The sequence below is a fragment of the Corallococcus sp. AS-1-6 genome (assembly GCF_020037015.1).
Taxonomy (GTDB): Bacteria; Myxococcota; Myxococcia; order Myxococcales; family Myxococcaceae; genus Corallococcus.
In genome coordinates, this window is the sequence record NZ_JAIQDE010000023.1 from 88595 (window position 1) to 111580 (window position 22986).

The 22986-nt window shown below is 70.6% G+C and carries 22 protein-coding genes; 11 read left to right on the forward strand and 11 right to left on the reverse strand.

The window, feature by feature from the left end; translation table 11 throughout:
• Positions 1–129 precede the first annotated feature (129 nt).
• Entirely contained in the window at positions 130–309 is a 180-nt protein-coding gene (locus K8612_RS27500) for a hypothetical protein (protein ID WP_223739441.1), read from the forward strand.
• Between the two features lie 24 nt (positions 310–333).
• Here K8612_RS27500 and K8612_RS27505 read toward each other — a convergent pair whose 3' ends face one another.
• The gene (locus K8612_RS27505) at positions 334–936 is read right to left on the reverse strand and encodes a TspO/MBR family protein (RefSeq protein ID WP_306799729.1); all 603 of its coding nucleotides are present in this window, start codon (positions 934–936) and stop codon (positions 334–336) included.
• 175 nt (positions 937–1111) lie between these two features.
• Between K8612_RS27505 and K8612_RS27510 the strand changes: the two genes are divergently transcribed.
• Genes K8612_RS27510 through K8612_RS27520 form a run of 3 tightly spaced genes read left to right on the forward strand, consistent with a single transcriptional unit; the run spans position 1112 to position 4998 of the window.
• Positions 1112–3421 carry an adenylate/guanylate cyclase domain-containing protein gene (locus tag K8612_RS27510; protein ID WP_223764468.1) on the forward strand — a complete coding sequence of 770 codons (2310 nt, stop codon included), beginning with the start codon at positions 1112–1114 and terminating at the stop codon, positions 3419–3421.
• A 27-nt stretch (positions 3422–3448) separates the two neighbouring features.
• On the forward strand, positions 3449–4012 hold the full coding sequence (locus K8612_RS27515; RefSeq protein WP_223739443.1) for an SH3 domain-containing protein: 564 nt from the start codon (positions 3449–3451) through the stop codon (positions 4010–4012).
• Entirely contained in the window at positions 4012–4998 is a 987-nt protein-coding gene (locus K8612_RS27520; protein ID WP_306799730.1) for a M48 family metallopeptidase, read from the forward strand. Before K8612_RS27515 ends, K8612_RS27520 begins: the two co-directional genes overlap by 1 nt.
• Positions 4999–5011: 13 nt before the next feature.
• Here K8612_RS27520 and K8612_RS39370 read toward each other — a convergent pair whose 3' ends face one another.
• Genes K8612_RS39370 through K8612_RS27535 form a run of 3 tightly spaced genes read right to left on the reverse strand, consistent with a single transcriptional unit; the run spans position 5012 to position 9740 of the window.
• The gene (locus K8612_RS39370; RefSeq protein ID WP_306799731.1) at positions 5012–6682 is read right to left on the reverse strand and encodes an extensin-like protein; all 1671 of its coding nucleotides are present in this window, start codon (positions 6680–6682) and stop codon (positions 5012–5014) included.
• Between the two features lie 9 nt (positions 6683–6691).
• Complete coding sequence (locus K8612_RS27530) at positions 6692–7654, reverse strand: ParA family protein (protein ID WP_014393395.1); 963 nt, start codon at positions 7652–7654, stop codon at positions 6692–6694.
• Between the two features lie 49 nt (positions 7655–7703).
• Positions 7704–9740 (reverse strand): HEAT repeat domain-containing protein, encoded by a 2037-nt coding sequence (locus K8612_RS27535; protein ID WP_223764469.1) that lies wholly within the window; start codon positions 9738–9740, stop codon positions 7704–7706.
• 239 nt (positions 9741–9979) lie between these two features.
• Between K8612_RS27535 and K8612_RS27540 the strand changes: the two genes are divergently transcribed.
• Both K8612_RS27540 and K8612_RS27545 read left to right on the forward strand, forming a co-directional pair.
• A complete protein-coding gene (locus tag K8612_RS27540; RefSeq protein ID WP_223764470.1) occupies positions 9980–10861 on the forward strand; it encodes a nitronate monooxygenase family protein in 882 nt (293 codons plus the stop codon).
• 423 nt (positions 10862–11284) lie between these two features.
• Entirely contained in the window at positions 11285–11659 is a 375-nt protein-coding gene (locus tag K8612_RS27545) for a helix-turn-helix transcriptional regulator (protein WP_014393392.1), read from the forward strand.
• Positions 11660–11688: 29 nt separating this feature from the next.
• Here K8612_RS27545 and K8612_RS27550 read toward each other — a convergent pair whose 3' ends face one another.
• Positions 11689–13086 carry a HAMP domain-containing sensor histidine kinase gene (locus K8612_RS27550; RefSeq protein ID WP_223739448.1) on the reverse strand — a complete coding sequence of 466 codons (1398 nt, stop codon included), beginning with the start codon at positions 13084–13086 and terminating at the stop codon, positions 11689–11691.
• 46 nt (positions 13087–13132) lie between these two features.
• Positions 13133–13759, reverse strand: coding sequence for a phospholipase D-like domain-containing protein (locus tag K8612_RS27555; RefSeq protein ID WP_043322562.1), 627 nt, complete (start codon positions 13757–13759; stop codon positions 13133–13135).
• A gap of 125 nt (positions 13760–13884) precedes the next feature.
• On the opposite strand from K8612_RS27555, the gene K8612_RS27560 reads away from it, so the two are divergent.
• From K8612_RS27560 to K8612_RS27575, 4 genes are read left to right on the forward strand one after another with little or no spacing between them, the layout of a single operon-like run.
• Positions 13885–14556: a TetR/AcrR family transcriptional regulator gene (locus tag K8612_RS27560; RefSeq protein ID WP_223764471.1), complete on the forward strand. Its 672-nt coding sequence runs from the start codon at positions 13885–13887 to the stop codon at positions 14554–14556.
• A 33-nt stretch (positions 14557–14589) separates the two neighbouring features.
• Positions 14590–16041, forward strand: a complete 1452-nt coding sequence (locus K8612_RS27565; RefSeq protein ID WP_223764472.1) for an aldehyde dehydrogenase family protein — start codon at positions 14590–14592, stop codon at positions 16039–16041.
• Positions 16042–16068: 27 nt separating this feature from the next.
• The gene (locus tag K8612_RS27570; protein ID WP_223764473.1) at positions 16069–17508 is read left to right on the forward strand and encodes an aldehyde dehydrogenase family protein; all 1440 of its coding nucleotides are present in this window, start codon (positions 16069–16071) and stop codon (positions 17506–17508) included.
• A 13-nt stretch (positions 17509–17521) separates the two neighbouring features.
• Positions 17522–18055, forward strand: a complete 534-nt coding sequence (locus K8612_RS27575; protein WP_223764474.1) for a hypothetical protein — start codon at positions 17522–17524, stop codon at positions 18053–18055.
• A gap of 45 nt (positions 18056–18100) precedes the next feature.
• Here the strand turns inward: K8612_RS27575 and K8612_RS27580 are convergent, their stop codons facing one another.
• Both K8612_RS27580 and K8612_RS27585 read right to left on the reverse strand, forming a co-directional pair.
• Complete coding sequence (locus tag K8612_RS27580; protein WP_223764475.1) at positions 18101–19723, reverse strand: ABC-F family ATP-binding cassette domain-containing protein; 1623 nt, start codon at positions 19721–19723, stop codon at positions 18101–18103.
• A gap of 159 nt (positions 19724–19882) precedes the next feature.
• Positions 19883–20245 (reverse strand): cupin domain-containing protein, encoded by a 363-nt coding sequence (locus tag K8612_RS27585; RefSeq protein WP_223739454.1) that lies wholly within the window; start codon positions 20243–20245, stop codon positions 19883–19885.
• Positions 20246–20319: 74 nt separating this feature from the next.
• Between K8612_RS27585 and K8612_RS27590 the strand changes: the two genes are divergently transcribed.
• Positions 20320–20946 carry a phenylalanine--tRNA ligase beta subunit-related protein gene (locus tag K8612_RS27590; RefSeq protein ID WP_223764476.1) on the forward strand — a complete coding sequence of 209 codons (627 nt, stop codon included), beginning with the start codon at positions 20320–20322 and terminating at the stop codon, positions 20944–20946.
• 26 nt (positions 20947–20972) lie between these two features.
• Here the strand turns inward: K8612_RS27590 and K8612_RS27595 are convergent, their stop codons facing one another.
• The 3 genes from K8612_RS27595 to K8612_RS27605 all read right to left on the reverse strand — a co-directional run bounded on the left by K8612_RS27595 (position 20973) and on the right by K8612_RS27605 (position 22863).
• The gene (locus tag K8612_RS27595) at positions 20973–21341 is read right to left on the reverse strand and encodes a hypothetical protein (protein ID WP_223739456.1); all 369 of its coding nucleotides are present in this window, start codon (positions 21339–21341) and stop codon (positions 20973–20975) included.
• 28 nt (positions 21342–21369) lie between these two features.
• On the reverse strand, positions 21370–22233 hold the full coding sequence (locus tag K8612_RS27600) for a hypothetical protein (RefSeq protein WP_223764477.1): 864 nt from the start codon (positions 22231–22233) through the stop codon (positions 21370–21372).
• Between the two features lie 114 nt (positions 22234–22347).
• On the reverse strand, positions 22348–22863 hold the full coding sequence (locus K8612_RS27605) for a gluconokinase (protein WP_223739739.1): 516 nt from the start codon (positions 22861–22863) through the stop codon (positions 22348–22350).
• Positions 22864–22986: the final 123 nt, after the last annotated feature.

Here is a 22986-nt window from a genome sequence, read left to right on the forward strand (position 1 = left end):
CCGCCTGAAAGAACTTCACCCCCGCCTCTCCGCCCCCGACAAAGGCTCCATGCAAAGGGCTGGAATCCCACGCTTCCCCGCCCTGGCACGCCCCCTGCTCTACCCGGGCGCACGGGAGGGAGCAGATCCATGGAGAACATGACGATGACGAGCGAGTCCCCCATCAGCCAGGACAACGAGGGGTGGGTGGTCCGGGTGAAGGTCGGCGGACGCATCCAGGAGGTGCGCTGCACCTCGGAGAACCAGGCGCGCTACTTCGCCGCCGTGCTGGCCTTCAACGCGGCCCCGCCCTCGCGCCTGCGCAACTAGCGCGCGAGGAGGCAGCGCCCGGCGTCAGGCATTGCGCCGGGCGATGTCGGTCGACAGCACGTTGGCGAAGGACACCCAGCCCAGGTACGGGGCCATCAGCCACGGCGCCTTGCGGTCCACGCGGCTGGCGGCGGCGGTGTACGCCGCGATGCTGCCCAGCAGCGCCCAGTTGTCCACCGCCGCGGCCTTGAGCTGGCGCTTGCGGAAGAACAGGTGCGACCACGCGGCGTTGAGCCCCAGTTGCACGAACCACAGGCCCAGCGCGCGCGAGCGCTCGGCGCCCGCCGGTGAGCCCCAGATGCGCCAGCCGGAGACGGCGATGAGCCCGTAGAGCGCCGTCCACACCGGCCCGAAGAGCTGCCGTGGCGGCTGGAAGGGCGGCTTCTCCAGGTGCTTGTACCAGCGGCTCTCCACGGCCTCGCGGGTGCTGCGCGCGCCGAGGTAGACCGCGCCCGCCGTGAGCGCGCCGAAGGCGCCCAGCGCCACCAGCGATTCACGGTTGAGCGTGGCGTTGTGTTCCAGGCCCTCGGAGCCTCCCAGCTCGCTGAGCTGCATGTCGTTCCTCCCGGACGTGACGAAGCCGTCGTGCGAGCCCACAAGCTGTGTCCTCGCACAACGGCCTGCCATGTCCGCCCGCCTGCCTGCCCATCCTCAGGGCTGCGCGGGGACGGCCGCGGAGTCCATGGGCGCGCGGGTTTCTCGGGATCCTCCTGGATGAAGGTCCACTTCCGTCACGCCCCGCACGTGCCGGGGGGCCGGGTCCCGGAGTAGCGTCGCGACGTCGACCTCGTGGGGAGGGGCCGTGACGGGTGAGACGTGGAAGTTGCTCCAGGAGCGCTGGCGCCATCACGGACGCGTGATGCTGGGGATCGCGCTGGTGGCCACACTCGCCGCGTGGGCGTGCGAGCGGGGCCTCGAAGGCACGGAGCACGTCGCCTACGACGAGGCCCTGGTCCGGTTCACCGGCGGCCGGGAGAAGTCCCAGCAGGTGGTCGTGGTGGCCATCGACCAGAGCACCCTCGATGAAATCAGCCAGGACGCGCAGCTCCAGCTCAACTTCGGCAACTGGCCGTATACGCGCACGCTGTGGGCGCGCGTCGCGCAGGAGCTGAAGGCCGCGGGAGCCCGGGCCGTGCTGTTCGACGCGGTGATGGATGAGCGGACGGCCGACGCGTCCGCCGACCTGGGCTTCGCGCAGGTGCTGCGGGAGACCGGCCTCCCCTTCTACGTGGGCATGGTGAGCAGCGCCTCCGCGAAGCCGCTGGCGCGCGCGGACTTCCAGGCCTCCGTGCCGCTGATGGCTCCCGAGTCCGCTCCCGCCGCCAGCCCTCCCGGGGACGAGTCCTTCCCCGAGGCGTTCGAGGACGCGCCGGCCCCCGCCACCCCCGTGCTGACGCGCGAGGCCCTGGCTCGGGCGCTGGCCTTCCCGGCGAGCCAGACACGTGGGGCGCTGCCGGCGCTCCCGCGAGGGCACCACCCGGTGCCTCCGACACCCGCGCTGGTGGGCGCGGTGAGCGGGTTCGGGTTGGTGGACACGGAGGCGGACGGGGACGGCTCCATGCGCCGCACGTCCTTCGCGTACACGGACGGCATCAACCCCTACGTGACGCTGCCGGTGCGCATGGTGGCGGACCTGCTGGGCGCGAAGGAGGTCACGCTCTCCGGCCGCACGCTCCGCCTGGGCGAGCGCACGTGGTCCGTGGACGCGGATGGCAGCGCCGCGCTGGACTACGGCGGCTCGCTGCCCGAGCGCTTCGAGATGGTGACCCTCTTCGCCGTGCTGAACGACTGGATCCACCGCTCCAGGGGGGAAGCGCCGGAGCTGCCCGCGGCCCTCTTCCGGGACAAGGTCGTCGTCATTGGCGGCACGGCGGTGGGCCTCAACGACATCAAGGCCACGCCCTTCTCCGCCACGCAGCCCGGGCTGGTGAAGCAGGCCACGGTGGTGGACACGCTGCTGGCGGGGACGTTCATCACCCGCGCGCCCCTGGCCGTGGACCTGGGCCTGACGTTCCTCGTGGCGCTGGTGTCCGCGGTGCTGCTGATGACGGCGCGCTGGACGCCGCTGGAGGTGGCCTGGCCGGTGGCGCTGGTGCTGGGGCTGCACGTGCTCACGGGCCTGCTGCTGAAGTCAGCGCACACGCACGTGCGGATGGCGATGCCCGCGCTGGCGGGCGTGGGCGCGAGCGTGGCGGCGCTGGCGTTCAACCACCTGGTGGCGAACCGCGAGACTCAGTTCATCCGGCAGGCGTTCCACCGCTTCATGGAGCCGAAGCTGGTGGAGCAGATGATCCGCTCGCGGCAACTGCCGCGCCTGGACGGGGAGAACAAGGAGATCACCGCGTTCTTCAGCGACATCCGCGGCTTCTCCACCTTCAGCGAGCGCTTCAAGGAGGACCCGCGCCAGTTGGTGCGCATCCTCAACACGTACCTCACGGCGGTGAGCGGGGCGCTCCTGCGCGAGGGCGGGTGCCTGGACAAGTACATCGGCGACGCGGTGGTGTGCCTGTTCGGCGCGCCCATGGCCCAGCAGGACCACGCCGTGCGCGCGTGCCGGGGCGCCCTGGCGGCGAAGGCGGCGGTGGACGCGCTGCGCGTGGACTTCCGCGAGAAGGGGTTCCCGGACGTGTACACGCGCATCGGCGTGAACAGCGCGGTGAACTTCGTGGGCAACTTCGGCAGTGACCAACTCTTCAGCTACACGGCCATTGGCGACGGCATGAACCTGGCCGCGCGCCTGGAGGGCGCGAACAAGGCCTACGGGTCGGTCATCATGATTGGCCCGCGCACGTACGAGCTGGCGAAGGAGCACATCGAGGTGCGCGAGCTGGACCGGGTGCGGGTGGCGGGCAAGACGGAGGCCGTCACGGTGTACGAGCTGCTCGCGCTCAAGGGCCAGTGGGATGCGTCCACGCGGCACACGGTGGCGCGCTACCACGAGGCCCTGGGGCTGTACCGCGAGGCGCGCTTCGCGGAGGCCGCGGCGGTGCTGGAGGCGGAGGCCGCCCGGTCGCCGGAGGACGGGCCCACGGCGAAGCTGCTGGAGCGCTGCCGCGAATACCTGGCGTCACCTCCGGAGAAGTTCGATGGCGTCGCGAATCTGGAGAAGTGACGGCGTATCAGGGTGGGGAGGATGACGATGAGACGATGGACCTGGGGCGTCGTGCTGCTGGCGCTGGGGCTGCCGGCGACGGCCGCGTGGGCGGTGAAGAAGGACGAGAAGCTCTACGTGAAGGCGCGCAACACGCGCGTGCTCAAGAGCGCGGTGCCCACGGCGGACGTGGTGGCCGTGCTCCAGCCCGGGCAGCAGGTGACGTGGAGGGGCGCGGACCCGAAGAACGCGCAGTGGCACCAGGTGACGGAGCCCGGAGGCAAGGCCGGCTACGTGTTCCAGACGAACCTGTCCACGAAGCCGCCCGACATGGAGCTGGTCGCCAAGGACGGCAAGGCGCGCGGCATCGACCCCGCCGCCTTCGTGTCCAGCGGCGCGGCGGTGAAGGCGCTGAGCCCGGGCGCGGAGAAGTACGGCAAGGAGAAGGGCGGCGGCTACGCGGACGCGGTGACCCAGCTCAAGAAGCTGGAGGGCCTGGCCCTCAAGGTCACGCCCGTGGAGATCGACGCGCACGTGAAGCAGGCCGGGCTGTTCCCGGTGGTGGCGCCCCACACGAAGCTGGGTCCCCAGGCGAAGAAGGCGGTGAAGTGATGCGCTCGCGCATGGGGATGCTGGTGGCCGCGGGCCTGGGGCTGTGCCTCACGTCCTGCGCCCAGATGGCCAAGGGACTGAAGGCCGCGAACCTGGGGGAGGACGCGAACCGGGTGGCGGCCGCGGCGGAGAAGGTGCAGTCCTGCGACAAGCTGAAGGTGGAGCCGGCCATCCAGGAGGAGTACGCGCTGGGCAGCGCGCTGGCCATCCACTGGGCGCGCCAGGGCGGCGGGCTGATGCTGTCCGGCGCGGCGGAGGAGAAGCTGAGCACCTACGTCAACACGGTGGGCCGCAACCTGGCGATGCAGTCCCCGCGGCCGGAGCTGGGCTGGACGTTCGGCGTGCTCAAGGACGCGGACAGCTTCAACGCCCTGTCCGCGCCCGGTGGCTATGTGTTCGTCACGCGCCGGCTGCTCCAGGGCGTGGACGACGAGGCGCAGCTCGCGGGCGTGCTGGCGCATGAGATTGCCCACGTCGTGCTCAAGCACGCGCTGCACCAGTACGTCGACGTGAAGGTGAGCACGTGCAAGGGCGCCGCGGTGGCGGGCGCCGTGGTGTCGACGGTGGCCTCGAAGGTCGTGGGCGCGAGCCGTGCGGACGGACGGCTGGACCTGGACTCGGACACGGGGCTGATGGGGAAGATGGTCGAAGGCACCGTGGAGCTGGCCGGCAAGGGCCACCGCCGGGACGAGGAGCTGGCGGCGGACGCGCTCGCGGTGGAGCTGCTGCTGTCCGCGGGCTACGACCCGGAGGCGTACTCGCGGCTGCTCGGCCAGACGACCGGGGGCGGCGGAATCCTGGCGAACCACCCGAGGAAGGAGGAGCGCCAGGAGCGCATCGCCGACCTGCTCCAGGCGCGGCGGAACACCGAGGATCCGCTCGCGCGGGTGGACGTCGCGTCGCTCCACCGGCCGGCGCTGCCCGCGGCCTTCGCCGTCGTGGGGCCCGTGAAGAAGGCCACGGGCGTGGCGAAGGACGCGAAGTAGGCGGGAGGGCCCTTCAGCGCACCGTGGCCTGGCTCAGGGCGCGGTGCACGGACTCCAGGGCCTTGCGCGCCTCCAGCAGCTCGGCGCGCTCGGCGGTGAGGGACGCGACCTGCTGGGCCAGCACGTCGCGCTCGCCCTGGAGCGTCTCCACGGCGCGGCGCAGGGAGGCGGACTCGTCCTTGGCGCCCTCCAGCTCCACGGCGAGGCGCTCCTCTTCGGCCAGGCTGTCGGCCAGGGCCTGCTTGCCCTTGGTCACGACCTGCTCCAGCGCCTCATGCTCCTTCGCGGCGGCCTGGAGGGCCTGGCGGGACTCCTGGAGGGACAGGAGCGCCTCATCGCGCTCGCCTTCCAGGGAGGCCAGCTCGCGCTCCAGGTCGGCGAGCAGCTTCACGCGGCCCTCCATCTCCGCGGACAGGCGGCGGGCCTCGTCCATGCGCAGGCGGGCCTCCTCGGTGGCCTTCTCCGCCTGACGGCGGGCGACCTCGAGGTCCTGGGTGAGCGTGAGGTTGAGCGCCTTGAGCTTGGTGAGCTCCGCCTGGAGGTGGGTGATGCGCTCCACGGCGCGCTGGCCGGCCTCCGCGACGGTGGCGGGCAGCGGCTCCGGGCGCGGGTTCTCGCGCACGGCCTTGAGGCGGGCCTTGAGCTTCTCCCGGCGGGACTCGGAGTCGTCCTCGCGGGGAGGCGCGGGCGTCTGCACCTCGACGGGGGCGGGCGCGGCTTCCTGTCGGGCCACCGTCTCGGTGGTGGTGACGGTGGAGGCCTGGACGGCAGCGTACGTCGTCATGGGCTCGGCCTCGGAAGGCATGCGGAGGGCCTGAACGCCCATCCGTCCATCGAACTGTACTCCGGGAGGCGGGCCCGCGAAGGTGGCCGGCATCCCCCGGGGGGCCTCCGCCTGCGCCATCGCCGGGGGCGGAGACGCGAACGTGACCGGCGCGGCGGCTTCCGTGTGCGTCCCGGCGTGGGCCAGGGGCGCCACGCGCGTCGCGTCCACGTGCGTCGCGGCCTCCGGACGCGCCGTCAGCGAATCCCAGCGCGCGGCGGCGGGCGGGGGCGACTCCACGTGCGTGGGCGTCGGCTCGGCGCCCAGGGGCTCCCGGCCGAAGGCCTCGACCACGGACTCCCGCTGCTGCGCGACGGACACGTTCCACGCGGACGCGGCCACGGCCTCCGCCACCTCGCGGTGCGACACCGGCGGCACGGCTTCCGCGTCCCAGACGGACTCCTCGGGCGCGGGCGCCTGCGCCACGTTCCAATCCGCCGCGGTCTCCTGCGCTTCAGCGTCCAGCCAGGGCGCGGGCGGCGCCTCCTCCTCCACGCGCGCGGCCTCCGGGGACACCAGCGCGGACAGCGCGTGGGACACCGGCGAGAACGACGGCGCCGTCACCGCCGGCAGCCCGTGCGCGGCGGGGGGCGGCGCGGCGTGCCGGGGCGGGGCGTTCAGCGCGGCCTCCATCGCCTCGGCGGCGGTGGGACGCGGGCCGGCGCGGCGCTCGATGCGCGAGCGCACCTCGGAGGACAGGTCCGGCGACTCCGCGACGGGCGCGGGCGCTTCCGGCGCGGCGGGCTCCGGCGTGGCGGCGGCGGTCCCCGTGGGGTCGGCCGGGTCGAGGGCACCCGTCAGCGCCCCCAGGCGGAGGCGCGGCTTCGCGCGGGACACGTTCTGTTCGAAGGCTTTCTTCATGGGGAAATCTCAGCCGGCTTTCGTCGCGGTGCCGGCCTTCACCGCCGCGGCGTGCGCGGCCACCAGGCGCGGCAGCACGTTGTCCAGCATGGCCTGGATGTCGTTGGCGCCCTTGGACGTGGGGTCCGCCACGAACACCGGGCGGCCCTCGCTGGAGGCCTGCGCGAACTTGGTGCACTGCCGGATGATGGTGGGCAGCAGGTACTCGGGGTAGTGCGTCTGGAGCGCCTCCAGCGCCTCCTTCGCCAGCTTGAACGTCGCGTTGAAGGAGTTCACCACGATGAACACGTGGTCCAGCACGTGGTTCAGGTCCTCCTCCAGGCTCTGCACCGTTTCGAACAGCAGCTTGAGGCCGTGGAAGGACAGGAAGTCCGCGAGCACCGGCACGAACAGGTCGTTCGCGGCCATCAGCGCGTTGAGGTTGAGCAGGCCGAAGGACGGCGGCGCGTCGAAGACGATGAAGTCGTACTGCGCCTCCACGTCCTTGAGCGCGTTGCGCAGCTTGAACTCACGGCCGGCCATGGGCATCAGCGCCAGGTCCACCGTGGACATGCTCAGGTTGGACGGGATGAAGTCCAGGTTGGGCAGGGTGGACTTCTGCACCACCTGCGCGAGCGGCGTCTTGCGCACCAGCACGTCCAGGAGCGTCTTCTCGAAGTCCTCGCCCTCGTAGCCCAGGCACTTGGTGGCGTGGCCCTGGCTGTCCAGGTCGATGAGGAGGACCGCGTAGCCCAGCTCCGCCAGGCGCCATGCGTAGGACGTGGAGAGGGACGTCTTGCCGGTGCCGCCCTTGAAGTTGAGGAAGAGCTGTTTGCGCAGGCCCGCGGTGGGCGGGAACTTGTTGAGCGTCGTGCGCAGCTCCCACACGTCTTCCGGGCCGTAGGCGTCCTTGCGCAGCTCCGCGGGGATGGACTTCGGAGTCACGCCGAGCATCTCGGCTACCTGCTTCGAGCTGTACGTCGGCGCTTCCATGAACGACCCTTCGGATGACGTGTGAGGCCTGGGCGAGTCCCACCTTGCCTCAAGCGGCGAAGTATTTGTGCCCCCTTCGCACGATGGCCCCTCGGGCCACCAGCAGGGCAACAGCCTCCTGGGCCAGCTCCGCGGGAGCGGACAGCCCGGACGTCAGCTCGGCGAGCGAGCGTCCCCGGACCGCGACCCGCACCTCCTGCAACATCGCCCCACACAGCGCCTCCACGGGAGACGGGCCGCGCTTGGGAGGAACCGGAGGCGCGGCGGAAGGCGCGGGGGCCCGGGCGGGAGGAGGCGCGCCCATGGCGACCAGCGCGGCCTGCACCGGCGTCCGCCGCACGGCGGGCTGCGCGGGCGCGGCGGGGGCCACCGGGCGGGACGGCGGCGCGACGGGACCCGAAGCAAAGGACACCGGCCCACCGTTCGAGACCCGGGCAGGCACAGGAGCCGCGCCGTGCATCACGGCCGGTGCGGAGCGGGCCGCGCCCACGGTGGCGACCGCGAGCGCGGGGGCGGCCATCGGAGTCGCGGTCCACTGCGAGCTGTTCGCGGCGACGTCCGCGAGCGACACCGGCACGGCGGTGTGATCGGGAATCGAAGGGAGGGCCTGCGGCGCGGAGGCCGGAGCGCCCATCGCGGCCACCGTCTGCAACTGAGCCACCGGCTGCGCACCGTTCATCGCGACGGGCTGCGCGGCACTCGCTGCCACTGGCTGCGCGGCCTGCACCGCCGTGGGCTGCGCCACCTCCGCGGCCACGGGCGCGGGCTTCACTTCCAGCGTCGCGCGCACGGGCTTCACGGGCAGCGTCGCCAGCCGGCGGATCTCCCGGCGCCGGTGCGCATCATCCAGCGCGACCACCGCGGACACGTCGTGGCCCAGGATGCGCGACAGGCTCTGCGCCGCCGCCTTGCGCACGCGCGCCTCACCGTCGTCCAGCGCGCCCAGGAGCAGCGTCCGGGCGTTCTCACCCCGGCCCGCGCCCAGCGCCAGCGCCGCCAGCGCGCGGACCTCCGGATCCGTGTCGTGGATGGCGTCCTCGCCCAGCCGCCGCGCCGTCTCCCCCTCCAACCCCAGGGCCAGGAGCGACGCGCGCCGGCGCACCGACCGGTCCGAATCCTTCATCGCCTGCGCCAGGTGCGGCGCCGCGTCCTTCGGCGCCAACACCAGCAGCGCCTTCAACGCCGCGATGCGCACCTCCGGCACCGGCGACGACAGGAGCGGCGACACCACCGACGCGCCCTCCTCCCGGCACAGCCCCGCGAACGCCTGCACCAGCGCCACCTGCGCCGTCGCGTCCGTCTCCGCGTGCAGCGCCGCCGCCAACGCGGGCGCCGCCGCCGGATGCGCCAGCGCCTTCAGCCGCTCCGCCGCCCGCACCCGCGCCGCCGCGTCCGCCGCCGACAATTCCCGCACGGAGAACCCGAACAGCGTCTCGTCCGTGGTGCTGCCCGAGTGCCCGGACAGCTCCGCCATCTGCTCCGCGCTCACCCGCAGCCGGCCCTCGCTCTGCAGCCGCTGCGCCTCGCGCGCCACCGGCGACAGCCCTGAATCCGCCGCCACCGCCGAAGCCCGGGGCGGAATGGCCGGCGCGGGACGCTCCGTCCACGGCACGCTCGGCTCGGAGGCCTTCAGCGGCACCGCGGGCCCGCTGTACGGCGTGCGCACCGCCGGCACGTCCCCGCGCAGGATGACCTCGCTGCGCAACTGCGAGATGAACGACGCCAGGTCGAACCCCAGCTCGTCGGCGTCGTCCTCGGCCACCGCGCGCGCCTGCCCGGAGGAGTGGATCCGGCTCGCGTCCAGCAGCTTCGCCATCAACTGGTCGCGCTCCAGCCGCAGCGCGTGGTTGAGCCGGGACAGCTCCTCGCGCTCGGCCTGCGCGCGGGCGCTCTTCACCTCCAGCGAGGCCACCTCCCGGCGCAGGTCCAGCTCCCGCTGGTGCCCCGCCGCCAGGTCCTCCTTGAGGTGCGAAAGCTCGTCGCGCGTGGACGCCAGCTCGCCATGCAACTGCTGCGCACGGGCCTCGAAGTAGACGATCTTTTCGAGTGCGCTCTTGAGCAGCGCGTCCGGACGCTCGTCACTCACGACTGGCTCTGGCCTCCCCGCGAAGGCGCTCGGCGGCGCTCCCCGGTTCGCTTCACCGAAGGGACTCCCCGGTATCCCGGCTCGCCGCCGGGGCGGGCACCTTATGTCAGCCCTACGTGCTACGTAAACCACGGAAACACCAGGGGTTTTCCCCCGCCGGGGCACGCCATGATTGACAACGCCGCCCGGGCCGATTTTTCGGCCTCGCGCTCGCGTGCACGCATGCTCCAATGCGGCGCATGGCCCCGACGCGCATCGACACCGAAGTGACCCGGATGTTGGGCATCCGCTATCCCATCATCGCCGCCCCCATGTTCCTGGTGTCCAACGCGGCGCTCCTGGAGGCCGCCGGCCGCGCGGGCGCCATCGGGGCGGTGCCGTCGCTCAACTACCGCACCGCGCAGGCGTACCGGGACTTCCTGAACACGTTCCCCCAGGACGTGCCCTTCGGCGTGAACCTCATCCTCAAGTGGGCCGAGCGCCTGGAGGAGGACGTGGCCGCGACGGTGGAGCGGAAGGTGCCGCTGGTCATCACCAGCCTGGGCGACCCCACGCCCATCGTGGAGCGCGTGCACGCGTACGGCGGCAAGGTGTGGAGCGACGTGATTTCGCTGCGCCACGCGGAGAAGGCCGTGAAGGCCGGCGTGGACGCGCTCGTCGCGGTGGGCAGCGGCGCGGGCGGCCACGCGGGAAACCTGAGCCCCCTGGTGCTGGGCCCGTGGCTGAAGGCGGAGCTGGGCGTGCCGGTGGTGCTCGCGGGCGCGCTGTCCACGGGGCGCCACCTGGCCGCCACGCTCGCGCTGGGAATGGATGGCGCGTACGTGGGCACGCGCTTCCTGGCCACGGAGGAGGCCGGCGCCGCGCCCGACTACAAGCAGGCGCTGGTGGACTCGGGGCCCGAGGACCTGGAGTACACGAAGGAAGTCACCGGCGTGCACGGCAACTTCATCAAGAGCGCGCTGGAGCGCTTCCGCGCGGGCCAGGGCAAGGCGTGGAAGGACACCTGGAGCGCGGGCCAGGGCGTGGCCTTCGTGAAGGACGTGCTGCCCGCCGCCACCGTCGTCGAGCGCATGGTGCGCGAGTACTCCGAAGCCCGCGCCGCGCTGCCGTCCGAGTCCTGAAGCAGCGCTGAAGCCCCCCGGGCATCGAGCCCCGCTTCCGGCACCTGTCGCCGGAAGCGCGCGGTCTGCCCGGACCCTCGCGGCCGTCGCGAAGCGCACGAAGCAACCTGGCACGTCGGGCGACCCCTCACGGCCTTCCCGTGACGTCTTGGGAGGGGCGGAGGCGCGAGCGCCTACCACCCCGGTTCGGCGCGCGTGTCACGCGCGAAAAAACACCCGGGAAGCCTTGCCAGACGCGCGCGCGGGAACGGCGGAAACGGCGGATTGTCGAGGGTTTGCGGGCCCTGTCCGCACGCCCGGGGATGTCAGACCCCACTCGTAATCTGTGTCTCACGAGGTCACGCAAGGCAGCGACTTCTCCCCGGTACCTCTCCGTCTGAAAAGCGGGGGGAGAAGCTCCTCTTTCGACAGGTTTTGCACGCCATGGAACAGCGACTGGCAACCCTCATTGGAAACGCGGTGCGAGTGGCCCGGCAGCGGCTGGAGCTGACGCAGGCCGATGTCGCCGAGCGCGTCGGCATCGCCACCGAGGTGTACGGCCGTTTGGAGCGCGGGCACATGCTGCCCAGCGTGCGGACATTGCGGAAGCTGTGCCTCGTGCTGAGCTGCTCGTCGGACGTGCTGCTCGGGTTGAGCGCGACGGCGGCGGTGACGGAGGACGGCGCGCCGCAGCTCGCGGAGGATCCGCCGGAGTACCGCGAGCGTCCGGAGGTGCGGCGGCTGATGCGCACCGTGCGCAAGCTGGACTCCCCGCGCCTGCGGCTGTTGGGGCAGGTGGCGCACGCGCTGGAGCGATGAGGCGCGGGCTGGAGCGCTGACGGAAGGGGCTACTCGGCCGCGGGCTCCGCGTTCGCGTCCACGGGCGCCGGCGCTTCGCGGTGCACAGGGGGGGAGGCGGCTCCGGCGACGGGCAGCCGGAGGATGAAGCGCGCACCGCCTTCGGCGCGGTTCTCCGCGTCCAGGGTGCCGCCCGCGCGCGCCACGTAGTCGCGGCAGAGCGCCAGGCCCAGGCCGGTGCCCTTGCCGGGCGGCTTCGTGGTGAAGAAGGGCTCGAAGAGGCGCGGCAGCGCGGCCTCGGGGATGCCCGGCCCGTTGTCCTCCACCTCCACCCGCACGCGGCCGTCCTCCATGCGCGCGCGCAGCGTCACGTGCGCGGGCTTGCTGGAGCGGGCAGCCTCCAGCGCGTCCGCGGCGTTGAGCAGCAGGTTCACCAGCACCTGCACCAGGTGGCGGGCCGTGACGCGCGCGGGGGACAGCCCCTGCGCCACGTCGCGCTCCACCACGCCCAGGCTGCGCAGGCGCACCGAGGCCAGCCGCTGGGCCTCGGCCAGCGCCTGCGCGACGTCACAGGACTCCTGCTCGTCGGGGGCCTCGCGGGAGAACTGGCGGAGGTCGGTGACGATTTGATGGATGCGCAGCACGCCCTGCTGCGTCTCCTCCAGCACGCGCCGCACGTCCTCCAGGTCGTCGGGCGCGCCGTGCGCCCATTCCTCCTGGAGGTAGTGCAGGTTCGACTTCACGTACGCGAGCGGGTTGTTCACCTCGTGGGCCACGCCCGCGGCCAACTGCCCCACCACCACCAGCCGCTCCACGTCCGCGCGCTGGCGCTCCACGCGCGCGCGGCGCGACTCGCTCTCCGCCAACTGGCGCAGGGCCTCCACGCGCTCCAGGTGCGCGCTGCGCTCGGCCGCGCGCAGCTTGCGGAAGGTCTCCGCGCCGTGCGCGGACACCGCGAACACGAAGAGGAGGCTGAAGCACTGGCTGACGAACGCCGTGGACGGCACGTGCGCCAGCCACATCATCAGCACCACCGCCACCAGCGTGCCGCCGATGGCGGACCACACCGGCAGCCGCTGCCCGGGGATGAAGACGGCGACGAAGAGGGGCACCGTGTAGAACGACGGGAACAGCGGGCTCTCCGGGCCCCCGGTGAGCTGGATGCACACGGTGAGCGCCGACAGGCTGACGGTGCCCGCCGCGATGCCGCTGAAGGGCGGGCGCAGCCACCCCGCGCCCACCAGGGTCCCCAGCGCGAGGAACGCCGCGGCCCAGACCCAGTGCACCGCGAGGAAGTCCGCGCGGAAGCCGCCCAGCACCAGCGGGTGCGCCAGCGAGCCCAGCAGGATGAGCAGCGCGCACCACCAATACGTGCGCCGCCGGACCCGCCGGCGGGCCCGGACATCCGCGTTCGCGTCATCCCACGCGCTGGAGGTTGGAGGCGTCACCCCGGACCGGTCCGCCCGGGCGCGTTGCGCGGCGCGAGGTACAGCGTCATGTCGAGTCCTCCCGTGGACGTCGCAGCCGGCGGGACTTCCCCAAACGCACCGCGTCCCGTCCCCGTTTCTTCGCCTGTCCGCCGCCGGAGGGCAAGATGGGGTCAGGACACACCGCGCGGAGCCGGCACCCCCGGCACTCGGCGCCACTCCACACGGCCTCGAAGAGGGCGGTGGTCCGGTCGATGGTGTCGAAGTCCTCCGTCACGAAACCCAGCTCGAAGTTGCGGACATCATCGCCCTTGGCGCCCAGTCCCGCGCCGGTGAGGTTGGCACTCCCCAGGTAGACCCAGGCGCCGTCCACCACCACCGCCTTGAAGTGGACGCGCGGGCACACCTTCAGTTCCAGCCCGCCCTTCACCAGCCGGGAGCGCGCGTCGAACGCGGCCCGGAACGGCCGGCTGGGCAGCTCCGCGTGCAACAGCCGCAGCGCCACGCCCCGCGCGGCCAGCCCGTCCAGCACCTCCAGGAGCGGCACGAACGCCCCCTTCGAGCGCTCCACGTACATGGCCTTCACGTTGGCGGTGGCCATCCACACCGACTCGCGCGCGTGGGCCAGCTTGCGCAGCACCACCTCCTGGTAGAGCGCGCTCCCCGACAGCAGCTCCGCGTCGATGGGCCTCATCATGTCACCCAGCGTCGCACACGGGATTACACGATTCCATCCCCCTCCCCTGGCGAACGTCCTGCGGTGGAAGGAGCCCCGGACACCGGCTTGACCGATGACCGGCGGTCATTTAACTCCAGGTCATGGCGGGAGCACTGGCCGCGAAGCGGGTCGTGCCGCTGCGGGCGCGGCGGGACGAGGACAAGGAAGCGCGGCGGCGGGAGCTGCTGGACGCGGCGCGCGCGCTGTTCGAGGCCACGTCGTTCGCCGAGGTGAAGATGGCGGACGTCGCGGCGCGCACGGGCCTGGCGAAGGGGACGGTGTTCCTCTACTTCCCGACGAAGGAGGCGCTGTTCCTGGCGCTCCTGGACGACCTGCTCACCGCGTGGTTCGCGAAGCTGAACGGGTGCCTGGCGGAGGGCGGCACGTGGACGGCCCACCAGTTGGCGCGCGCGGTGGCCGGGTCGCTGGAGGGCGAGGAGACCTTCACGCGGCTGCTGGCGCTGGCGCAGACGGTGCTGGAGCAGAACGTGACGGTGGCGCAGGCCCAGGCCTTCAAGGAGCGCGTGCTCGTGTCCATGGGGACGACGTCCGCGCTGCTCCAGGCGCGGCTGCCCTTCCTCACGCCGGAGACGGCGGGCCAGCTCATCCGCTACGTGCACGCGCTGGTGACGGGCCTGCGGCAGATGGCGGACATCGCGCCCGTGGCGCGCGAGGTGCTGACGCTGCCGCACATGGCGCCGCTGCGCGTGGACTTCACCGCCGAGCTGACGGCGGCCATCACCACCCTTCTTCGCGGGCTCGGGGCCCGCTGACCCTTTGCGCATTTCCTGAAACGGAGCCCTGTCATGCTGGAAGCCGTCGCGTCCCTCCTTCCCCAGGCCTCGGTCGAAGTGGACCGCATCCGCGCGGTGTTCGAGTCGCAGCGCGCGAACCGCTGGAACCTGTCGCGCAGCACTCCAGCGGAGCGCATCGCGAGGCTGCGCAAGCTGCGCGAGGCCATCATCGCGCGGCGCGAGCAGTTGGCGGAGGCCATCCACCAGGACTTCCGCAAGCCGGCGATGGAGGTGGAGCTGACGGAGATCCACCCGACGCTGGAGGAGCTGAACCACACGGTGAAGCACCTGAAGTCGTGGATGAAGCCCAAGCGGGTGGCGACGCCGCTGACGCTCAAGGGCGCGTCCAGCCACGTGCGCTTCGAGGCGAAGGGCGTGGTGGTCATCCTGTCGCCGTGGAACTACCCGTTCCAGTTGCTGGCGGCGCCGCTCATCGCGGCCATCGCCGCGGGCAACGCGGTGATGCTCAAGCCCAGTGAGAAGACGCCGCACACGTCGCGCTTCCTGGCGAAGCTGGTGCGGGACGTGTACCCGGAGAACGAGGTGGCGGTGTTCGAGGGCGGCGCGGAGGTGGCGGAGGCGCTGCTCCAGCACCCGTTCGACCACTTCTTCTTCACGGGCAACCCGAACATCGGCCGCAAGGTGATGGCGGCGGCGACGAAGTTCCTGTCCAGCGTGACGCTGGAGCTGGGCGGCAAGTCGCCGGTCATCATCGATGAGTCCGCGAACCTGAAGGCGGCGGCGGAGGCGCTGGCGTGGGGCAAGTTCGTCAACGCGGGCCAGACGTGCGTGGCGCCGGACTACATCTACGTGCCGGCGTCGAAGCAGCAGGCGTTCCTGGAGGCGTTCAAGGCGGTGCTGACGCGCTTCTACGGCGCGACGGAGGCCGAGCGGCAGGCCAGCCCGGACTTCGCGCGGGTGGTGGACCCGGCGGCGTGGAGGCGGCTCAAGGAGGTGCTCGACCGCACGGTCGCCGCGGGGGCGAAGGTGGAGGCGGGCGGCACGGCGGACGGGCCGTCCCGGTACGTGGCCCCCACCGTGTTGTCCGGGGTGACGACGCAGATGCCCATCATGGAGGCCGAAATCTTCGGGCCGGTGTTGCCGGTGCTGACGTACGAGCGGCGCGAGGAGGTCTACGCGCACATCAACGAAGGCGGGAAGCCGCTGGCGCTGTACGTGTTCTCGCAGGACTCGAAGGTGGTGGAGGAGGTGCTCCAGCACACGACGTCCGGCGGGGTGGTGGTGAACAACGTGCTCATCCACGTGGCGAACCCGAACCTGCCGTTTGGCGGGGTGGGGATGAGCGGGCTGGGGAACTACCACGGGCACTACGGCTTCAAGACGTTCAGCCACGAGCGGGCCGTGATGGTCCAGTGGATGAAGTCGCTGGCCGCGGTGTTCTTCCCGCCGTATCGGGGAAAGACCCAGGAATGGGCTTCCAAGGCGACCCGGATGCTGGAGTAGGTCCCGGGCTGGGAGAGAGGAACCGGCATGCGCGTGGTGTCAGTGGAGGAGGCCCTGGTCCCGGGAGACCTGCAGGCGGTGTTCGACCGCCTCCAGGCGCGCCGCTGGGAGCTGGCGAAGACAGGGCCGAAGGAGCGCCTCGCGCGGCTGGAGAAGCTCAAGGCGCTGCTGCTGGAGCGGCGTGAGGAGCTGGCGGACGCGCTGCACGAGGACTTCCGCAAGCCGCCCGCGGAGGTGGAGGCGACGGAGATATTGCCCGTGCTGCTGGAGCTGGCGCACGTGCAGAAGCACCTGAAGGCGTGGATGAAGCCGCGCAGGGTGGGCGCGCCGCTGCTGCTCACGGGAACCAAGAGCGAGGTGCACCCGGAGCCCAGGGGCGTGGTGCTCATCCTGGCGCCGTGGAACTACCCGTTCCACCTGCTGGTGTCGCCGCTGGTGGCGGCGGTGGCGGCGGGCAACGCCGTGCTGTGCAAGCCGAGCGAGAAGACGCCGGGCACGGCGCGCTTCCTGGCGCAGTTGCTGCGGGACGTGTTTCCGCAGGACGAGGTGGCGCTGGTGGAGGGTGGCGCGGAGGTGGGCGAGGCGTTGCTGCGGCTGCCGTTCGACCACTTCTTCTTCACGGGCGGGCCGCGCGTGGGGCGGAGGGTGATGGAGGCGGCGGCGAGGCACCTGGCGGGGGTGACGCTGGAGCTGGGTGGCAAGTCGCCGGTCATCGTGGACGCGTCAGCGGACGTGGACGCGGCGGCGGAGCGGATTGTCTGGGGCAAGTTCCTGAACGCGGGGCAGACGTGCATCGCGCCGGACCACGTCTGGGTGCACGCGTCGAAGGAGGAGGCGCTGCTGTCCGGGATGAAGTCCGCGCTGGAGCGCTTCTACGGGAAGACGGAGGAGGCGCGGCGGGCGACGCCGGACTTCTGCCGGATGGTGGATGACGGCGCGTACAAGCGCGTGTGCCGGCTGCTGGATGAATCCGTGGCGGGAGGCGCGCGGGTGGTGGCGGGGGGCGGCGTGCACGCGGAGACGCGCTACATCGCGCCGACGGTGCTGGCGGACGTGACGCCGGAGTCCGCGGTGATGGATGAAGAGATTTTCGGGCCGCTGTTGCCGGTGCTGCGCTTCGAGTCCCTGGATGAAGTGGTGGCGCAGGTGCGCGCGGGGGGCAAGCCGCTGGCCCTGTATGTCTTCAGCCACGAAGAGGCCACGGTGGAGCGCCTGCTGAAGGAGACGAGCGCGGGCGGCACGGTGGTGAACAACGTGGTGTTGCACAACGTGAACCCGCACCTGCCATTCGGAGGCGTGGGCCAGAGCGGCCTGGGCGCGTACCACGGCGAAGCGGGCTTCAAGGCCTTCAGCCACGAGCGCGCGGTCGTGCGGCAGGGCCGTACGGCCTTCACGAACCTCTTCTTCCCACCCTACCGGGGCAAGGCCCAGCGCCTAGCCCGACTCGCGAGCAAGCTGTTCGAATAGGCTGGGAGGCACGATGAGCTCCGACAACGCACCGCCGCGACCTGGCCGGCTGACGACCGACAGGCGATGGGCCTGGCACTGCATGCTGATGTGGTCAGGTGCATGGTTTTGGATGAGCTCGGCGAGCCCAGCCGCACCGGATGCATCCCTGTTCGCTCGACTCCGCCAGGGCATGACACGAGCCGAAGCGGAAGCGCTCGGACAAGGCGCCACACTGGGCGGATACCCGGGGAAGGTGACCTACGGGTTCTCCCCCAATGGGCAGCTTGAGAACTTCAGGATCTCGGCCTTCCACCGGGAAGCGCGCTGCGCAACGGCGTTCAAGGCCCTCCACGATGAGGTAGTTTCTGCATTGGGTTCTCCCACCTCCACCGATCGTGAGGTGGAAGGAAAGCAGTGCGAGAACTGGACCCTCAGTGACTCAGCGATTCGCATCTGCTGCAGACAAGCCAGCCCGGTGGACGGCGGAACCGGCTGGATGCTCCTGACGGCGATCAAGTCCTTCTCTCCCCATGAGAAGTTCGACATCAGCAATGGAATCCACTGAAAGACAAACGCCCAGAGCGTCTCCACGCCCTGGGCGCCCGGTACATCAGCTCCGCAGGCCCGGGGCTTCCTGGCCCGTGCGCGCGACGTACTCCGTGTAGCCGCCGCCGTACTTGTGGATGCCGTCCGGCGTCAGTTCCAGCACGCGGTTGGACAGCGCTCCCAGGAAGTGCCGGTCGTGGGACACGAACAACATCGTGCCCTCGTAGCGCGACAGCGCCGTGATCAGCATCTCCTTCGTGCCCATGTCCAGGTGGTTCGTGGGCTCGTCCAGCACCAGGAAGTTCGGCGGGTCGTAGAGCATCTGCGCCATCACCAGACGCGCCTTCTCTCCTCCCGACAACACCCGGCACTTCTTCTCCACCTCGTCGCCGCTGAAGCCGAAGCAGCCCGCCAGCGCCCTCAGCGAACCCTGCCCCGCCCTCGGGAACGCGTCCGACAACTGCTCGAAGACCGTCTTCTCTCCGTCCAGCAGGTCCATGGCGTGCTGCGCGAAGTAGCCCATCTTCACGCTGCCACCCAGCGCCACCGTGCCTTCATCCGGCTGCGTCGTGCCCGTCACCAGCTTCAGCAACGTGGACTTGCCCGCGCCGTTCACGCCCATCACGCACCAGCGCTCCGCGCGGCGCACCAGGAAGTCCAGGCCGTCGTAGATGGTCCGCTTGCCGTAACCCTTGCTCACGTTCTTCAGGTTCACCACGTCGTCACCGGAACGCGGCGGCGGCTGGAACTCGAAGAGCACCGTGGAGCGGCGCTTGGGCGGCTCCACCTTTTCAATCTTCTCCAGCTTCTTCACCCGGCTCTGCACCTGCGCCGCGTGCGACGCACGGGCCTTGAACCGCTCGATGAACTTGATCTCCTTCGCGAGCATCGCCTGCTGGCGCTCGTACTGCGCCTGCTGCTGCGCCTCGTTCTGCGCGCGCTGCTGCTCGTAGAAGTCGTAGTTGCCCGAGTACGTCGTCAGCGAACCGCCGTCGATTTCGACCACCTTCGTCACGATGCGGTTCATGAACTCGCGATCGTGCGACGTCATCAGCAGCGCGCCCTCGTACCCCTTGAGGAAGCTCTCCAGCCAGATGAGCGATTCGATGTCCAGGTGGTTGGAGGGCTCGTCCAGGAACATGGCGTCCGGGCGCATCAGGAGGATGCGGGCCAGCGCCACGCGCATCTTCCAACCGCCGGACAGCTTGCCCACGTCGCCGTCCATCATCTCCTCGCTGAAGCCCAGGCCCGCGAGGATTTCGCGCGCGCGGCCCTCCAGCGCGTACCCGCCCAGCTCCTCGAAGCGGCCCTGCACGACGCCGTAGCGCTCGACGAGCTTCTCCATGTTGTCCGCCTGGTCCGGGTCCCCCATGGCGGCTTCCAGCGCCTTCATCTCCGCCGCCACGGTGCTCACCGGGCCCGCGCCGTCCATGACCTCGGACACCGCGCTGCGGCCGTTCATCTCACCGACGTCCTGGCTGAAGTAGCCAATGGTGACGCCCCGGTCGATGGAGACCTGTCCCTCGTCCGGGTACTCCTGGCCGGTCATCATCCGGAACAGCGTCGTCTTGCCCGCGCCGTTCGGGCCCACCAGGCCCACCTTTTCGCCCTTGTGGAGCGCGGCCGACGCCTCCACGAAGAGGAGCTGCTGACCGTGCTGCTTGCCGATGTTGTCGAGACGGATCATGTGCGTACCGAAAAGGCCCGGGGAATCAGGCGGCGCGCCCTTATGCCACGAGCCGCCCGCCGGAGGGATGCTTCCGAACCCCCAACGGCCCCAGGTCCTTCCACGCAACCGGGCAGGCAGGCCCCCGCCCGGGATTCCGCCCGGCTTGAAACGTGAGGCTCAGGCGTCCCGGTGCACCGTGCCCGGGGAGAACGCCGGGGTGCAGATGGCCACGTACTCCGCGCCTTCCTCGTCGGGGGTGCTGTAGCGGACCCACTCGCCGGGCTCGCACACCACCGCCTGGCCGGCGTGGACGTCCATCACCCCGCCCTTGTGCTCCACCCGCAGCGTGCCCGCGAGCACCATGGTGATCTCCCGGAACTCGGGCGTCTGGCCGGGCTCCTCCCACCCGCCGGGGCTGCGCATGTGGGCCACGCTGATGTTGGACGTCTTGGAGTTCACCCGGCCCACGTACTCGTCGATGAGCTTCGGCTTGTTGCCCACGGCCGTCACACGGATGGGCTTCGGGATGAGCGTGGGCATGCGCATGCTCCAGGTCGTGATGGAGGGAAAAGCAGCAATCCCTACCCTATCAGCGCGTGACGTAGAGTGCAGCCGTGCTGACCGTCGACCCCCATCCCCTCCTCGACCTCGTCGCCTTCACCTCCACCTTCCCCGCTCCCCTGGGGGACCTGCCCGCGCCCGACTGGCTGCAGGCCCTGCTGAAGCCCGGCGCCACCGCGCCCCTCCAGAGTGACGACGCCGTCCGGGGCGCCGTGCGCGACCTGCTCCGCCACGGCGGCTACAAGCCCACGGGCCGGGGCAAGCCCGCGTCCGAGTACCTGGTGCGGGCCTCCGGCGACGGCACCCTGGGCACCATCAACGCCGCGGTGGACGCGTGCAACGCCGTGTCGCTGCACAGCGGCCTGCCCATCAGCGTGGTGGACCTGGACAAGGCCCAGGCCCCGTTCCGCGTCTCCACCGCCATCCAGGGCGACCGCTACGTCTTCAACGCCTCCGGGCAGACCATCGACCTGGAGGGCCTGCTGTGTCTCTTCGACGCGCAGGGCCCGTGCGCCAACGCGGTGAAGGACGCGCAGCGCACCAAGACGGACGGCACCACGCGCCGCACCCTCACGCTGCTGTGGGGCACGAAGGAGTTGAAGGGCCACGCCGAGCGCGCCTTCACCTGGTACCGCGAGCTGCTGGAGCGCCTGGGCGCCACCGTCGAGCCCGTGCGCTGAAGCAAGCAGAGGATTGTCCGCCGCGCTCAGGTCTGCTCGGAGGTCGCGGCAGGACGGGGACGTGCGTCCTCGGAGAGATCTTTCTCCTTCTCGGCTGAGGTGAGGATTCTCAGCGCGCCTTCGACCAAGTACCTCACCTGCAGGAAGAGCGAAGGAGGGCAAGAGCCCTCTTTGACCTCGGCATGTCCCAGACGAACGCTGCGCAGATTCGTGGCGTAGAAGAACGTGTCCTTGGAAAGCCTCAAGGCCTTGCCTGCGGCAGAACTGCTCTGCACTTCAATGCCAGCCAATTCATAGCGCTTGGTCCCGGTGCCACACAGAACGACCACACGCTCCTCGTCAGGAAAAATCTGGACGACAATGGCGGGATGGGGCTTGCCACCCACATCCACCATCACCACTCCACGGTTGCGCAATTGAGGCTTAGGAGGAGGAGGGAAATACCGGCTCACCCGAGCGCTCCGCGGCCATGTTGAATCGCGCATAGGCCGACTGAACGGCCTTCGAATGCTGTTCGAGCCCCGTCAGGTCGAGCCGCTCATCCATCGGCAGGAGATCAACCGAAACCTCGGCGCCGGACATGACTGCTGCGAGCGCCAGCCCCTGCTTGCTTGAGCTGGCCAGCAATTCAGAAATAGCGAGCTTGAGCCAGGGCTCGGCCGCCCCCTGTTTGAACAACAGAGCCACCAACGCCAAGAAGAGGGCGTTGAGCCTCATTGATGCGAGCAGGGCCTCCGCTACTGGGATTGGAACATCTGGCGAGCTGATGAACGCAAGCGGATCTCCATCCTCGTTCAAATCAACGAACGTCTCTACAGCAGGAGGCGCCTCGGCGTCCGGAGGCATGGTTTCCAGCAGGTGCACCAAGCATCTGAAGGTTTCCGAGAGGTTCCGATGAAGGTCGCGCAGAAAAGGAGTCGATGCAGGGCCCAAGGCCTGCACCATCGCGTCTGGGATCTCATCCTCCGCCACTATTTCTTCGAACTCACCCACCAGTTCAGGAAGCCCTCCAAAGGCGTCGCCTTCCCTGATGTTTTGCTGTGCCACGTAAAACCGGGGGTCTCCAACCACTGCATCGATCCGGGTGATCAGGTCATCCCGGTCTTCAGCTTCGAGGACATAGGCACCGAAGGTGCCCCCAAGTTCACGCATCTGCTCGATGAACGCCCGCTCCTGTGCGGTCATCCGCTCCCGCGTCACGAGAGCAATGACCCGCTCCACGAGCGCCAGAAGCCCGGGCCCACTGGGCAGAGATAAAGCGGAAGGGAGTGCTGCGGAAGTCGACATGGGCGTGTGCAATATAACGTCAGTAGCGGCAACCAGCACCCCCTACGACCGGGATGTGGTCAAGCGTAAGCAGGCGGCCATTCTGCACTCCCCTGCTGACATTCAGCAACCAAGTCACTTTCCCGCGCGCACACCCACCCCAGGCCTCAGCGCCAACCCGTCCAGGACGTGCTGCACGACGTCCTCCGGCGGCGGCGTCACGTCCACGGTGAACGCGTCGCCGGGCGCCTCCAGCGTCTCCAACTGGCTCTGGAGCAGCGACGCCGGCATGAAGTGGCCCTCGCGCCGCTGGAGCCGCTCGCGGATGACGGACGCGGGCGCGTGCAGGTACACCCAGCGCTCGCGCGTCGCATCCACGGTGAGCCTGGCGCGGTAGAGGGCCTTGAGGCCGGAGAAGGCCAGCACCAGGTCCTCGTCCGCCTCCAGCGCCTTCTCCATCCTCGCGCGCAACAGCTCCAGCCAGGGCTGCCGGTCCACGTCCGTCAGCGCCGTGCCCGCGGCCATCTTCCGGCGGTTCTCCACCGAGTGCAGGTCGTCCGCGTCCACGAACGTCCACCCCAGCCGGTCCGCGAGCGCCCGGCCCACCGTGGACTTCCCGGTGCCTGACACCCCCATGACGATGACCACCATGCCGTTGCCGCCTCCCTCGGGTCTCGCGCGCTCCCTCATGCTGCGGCCTTCCCGCTCCGCGTGCCACGCGAGATGCACGGCCGGTGACACACCGGAGGTGAGCGTCCGCTGTCCAACGCCATC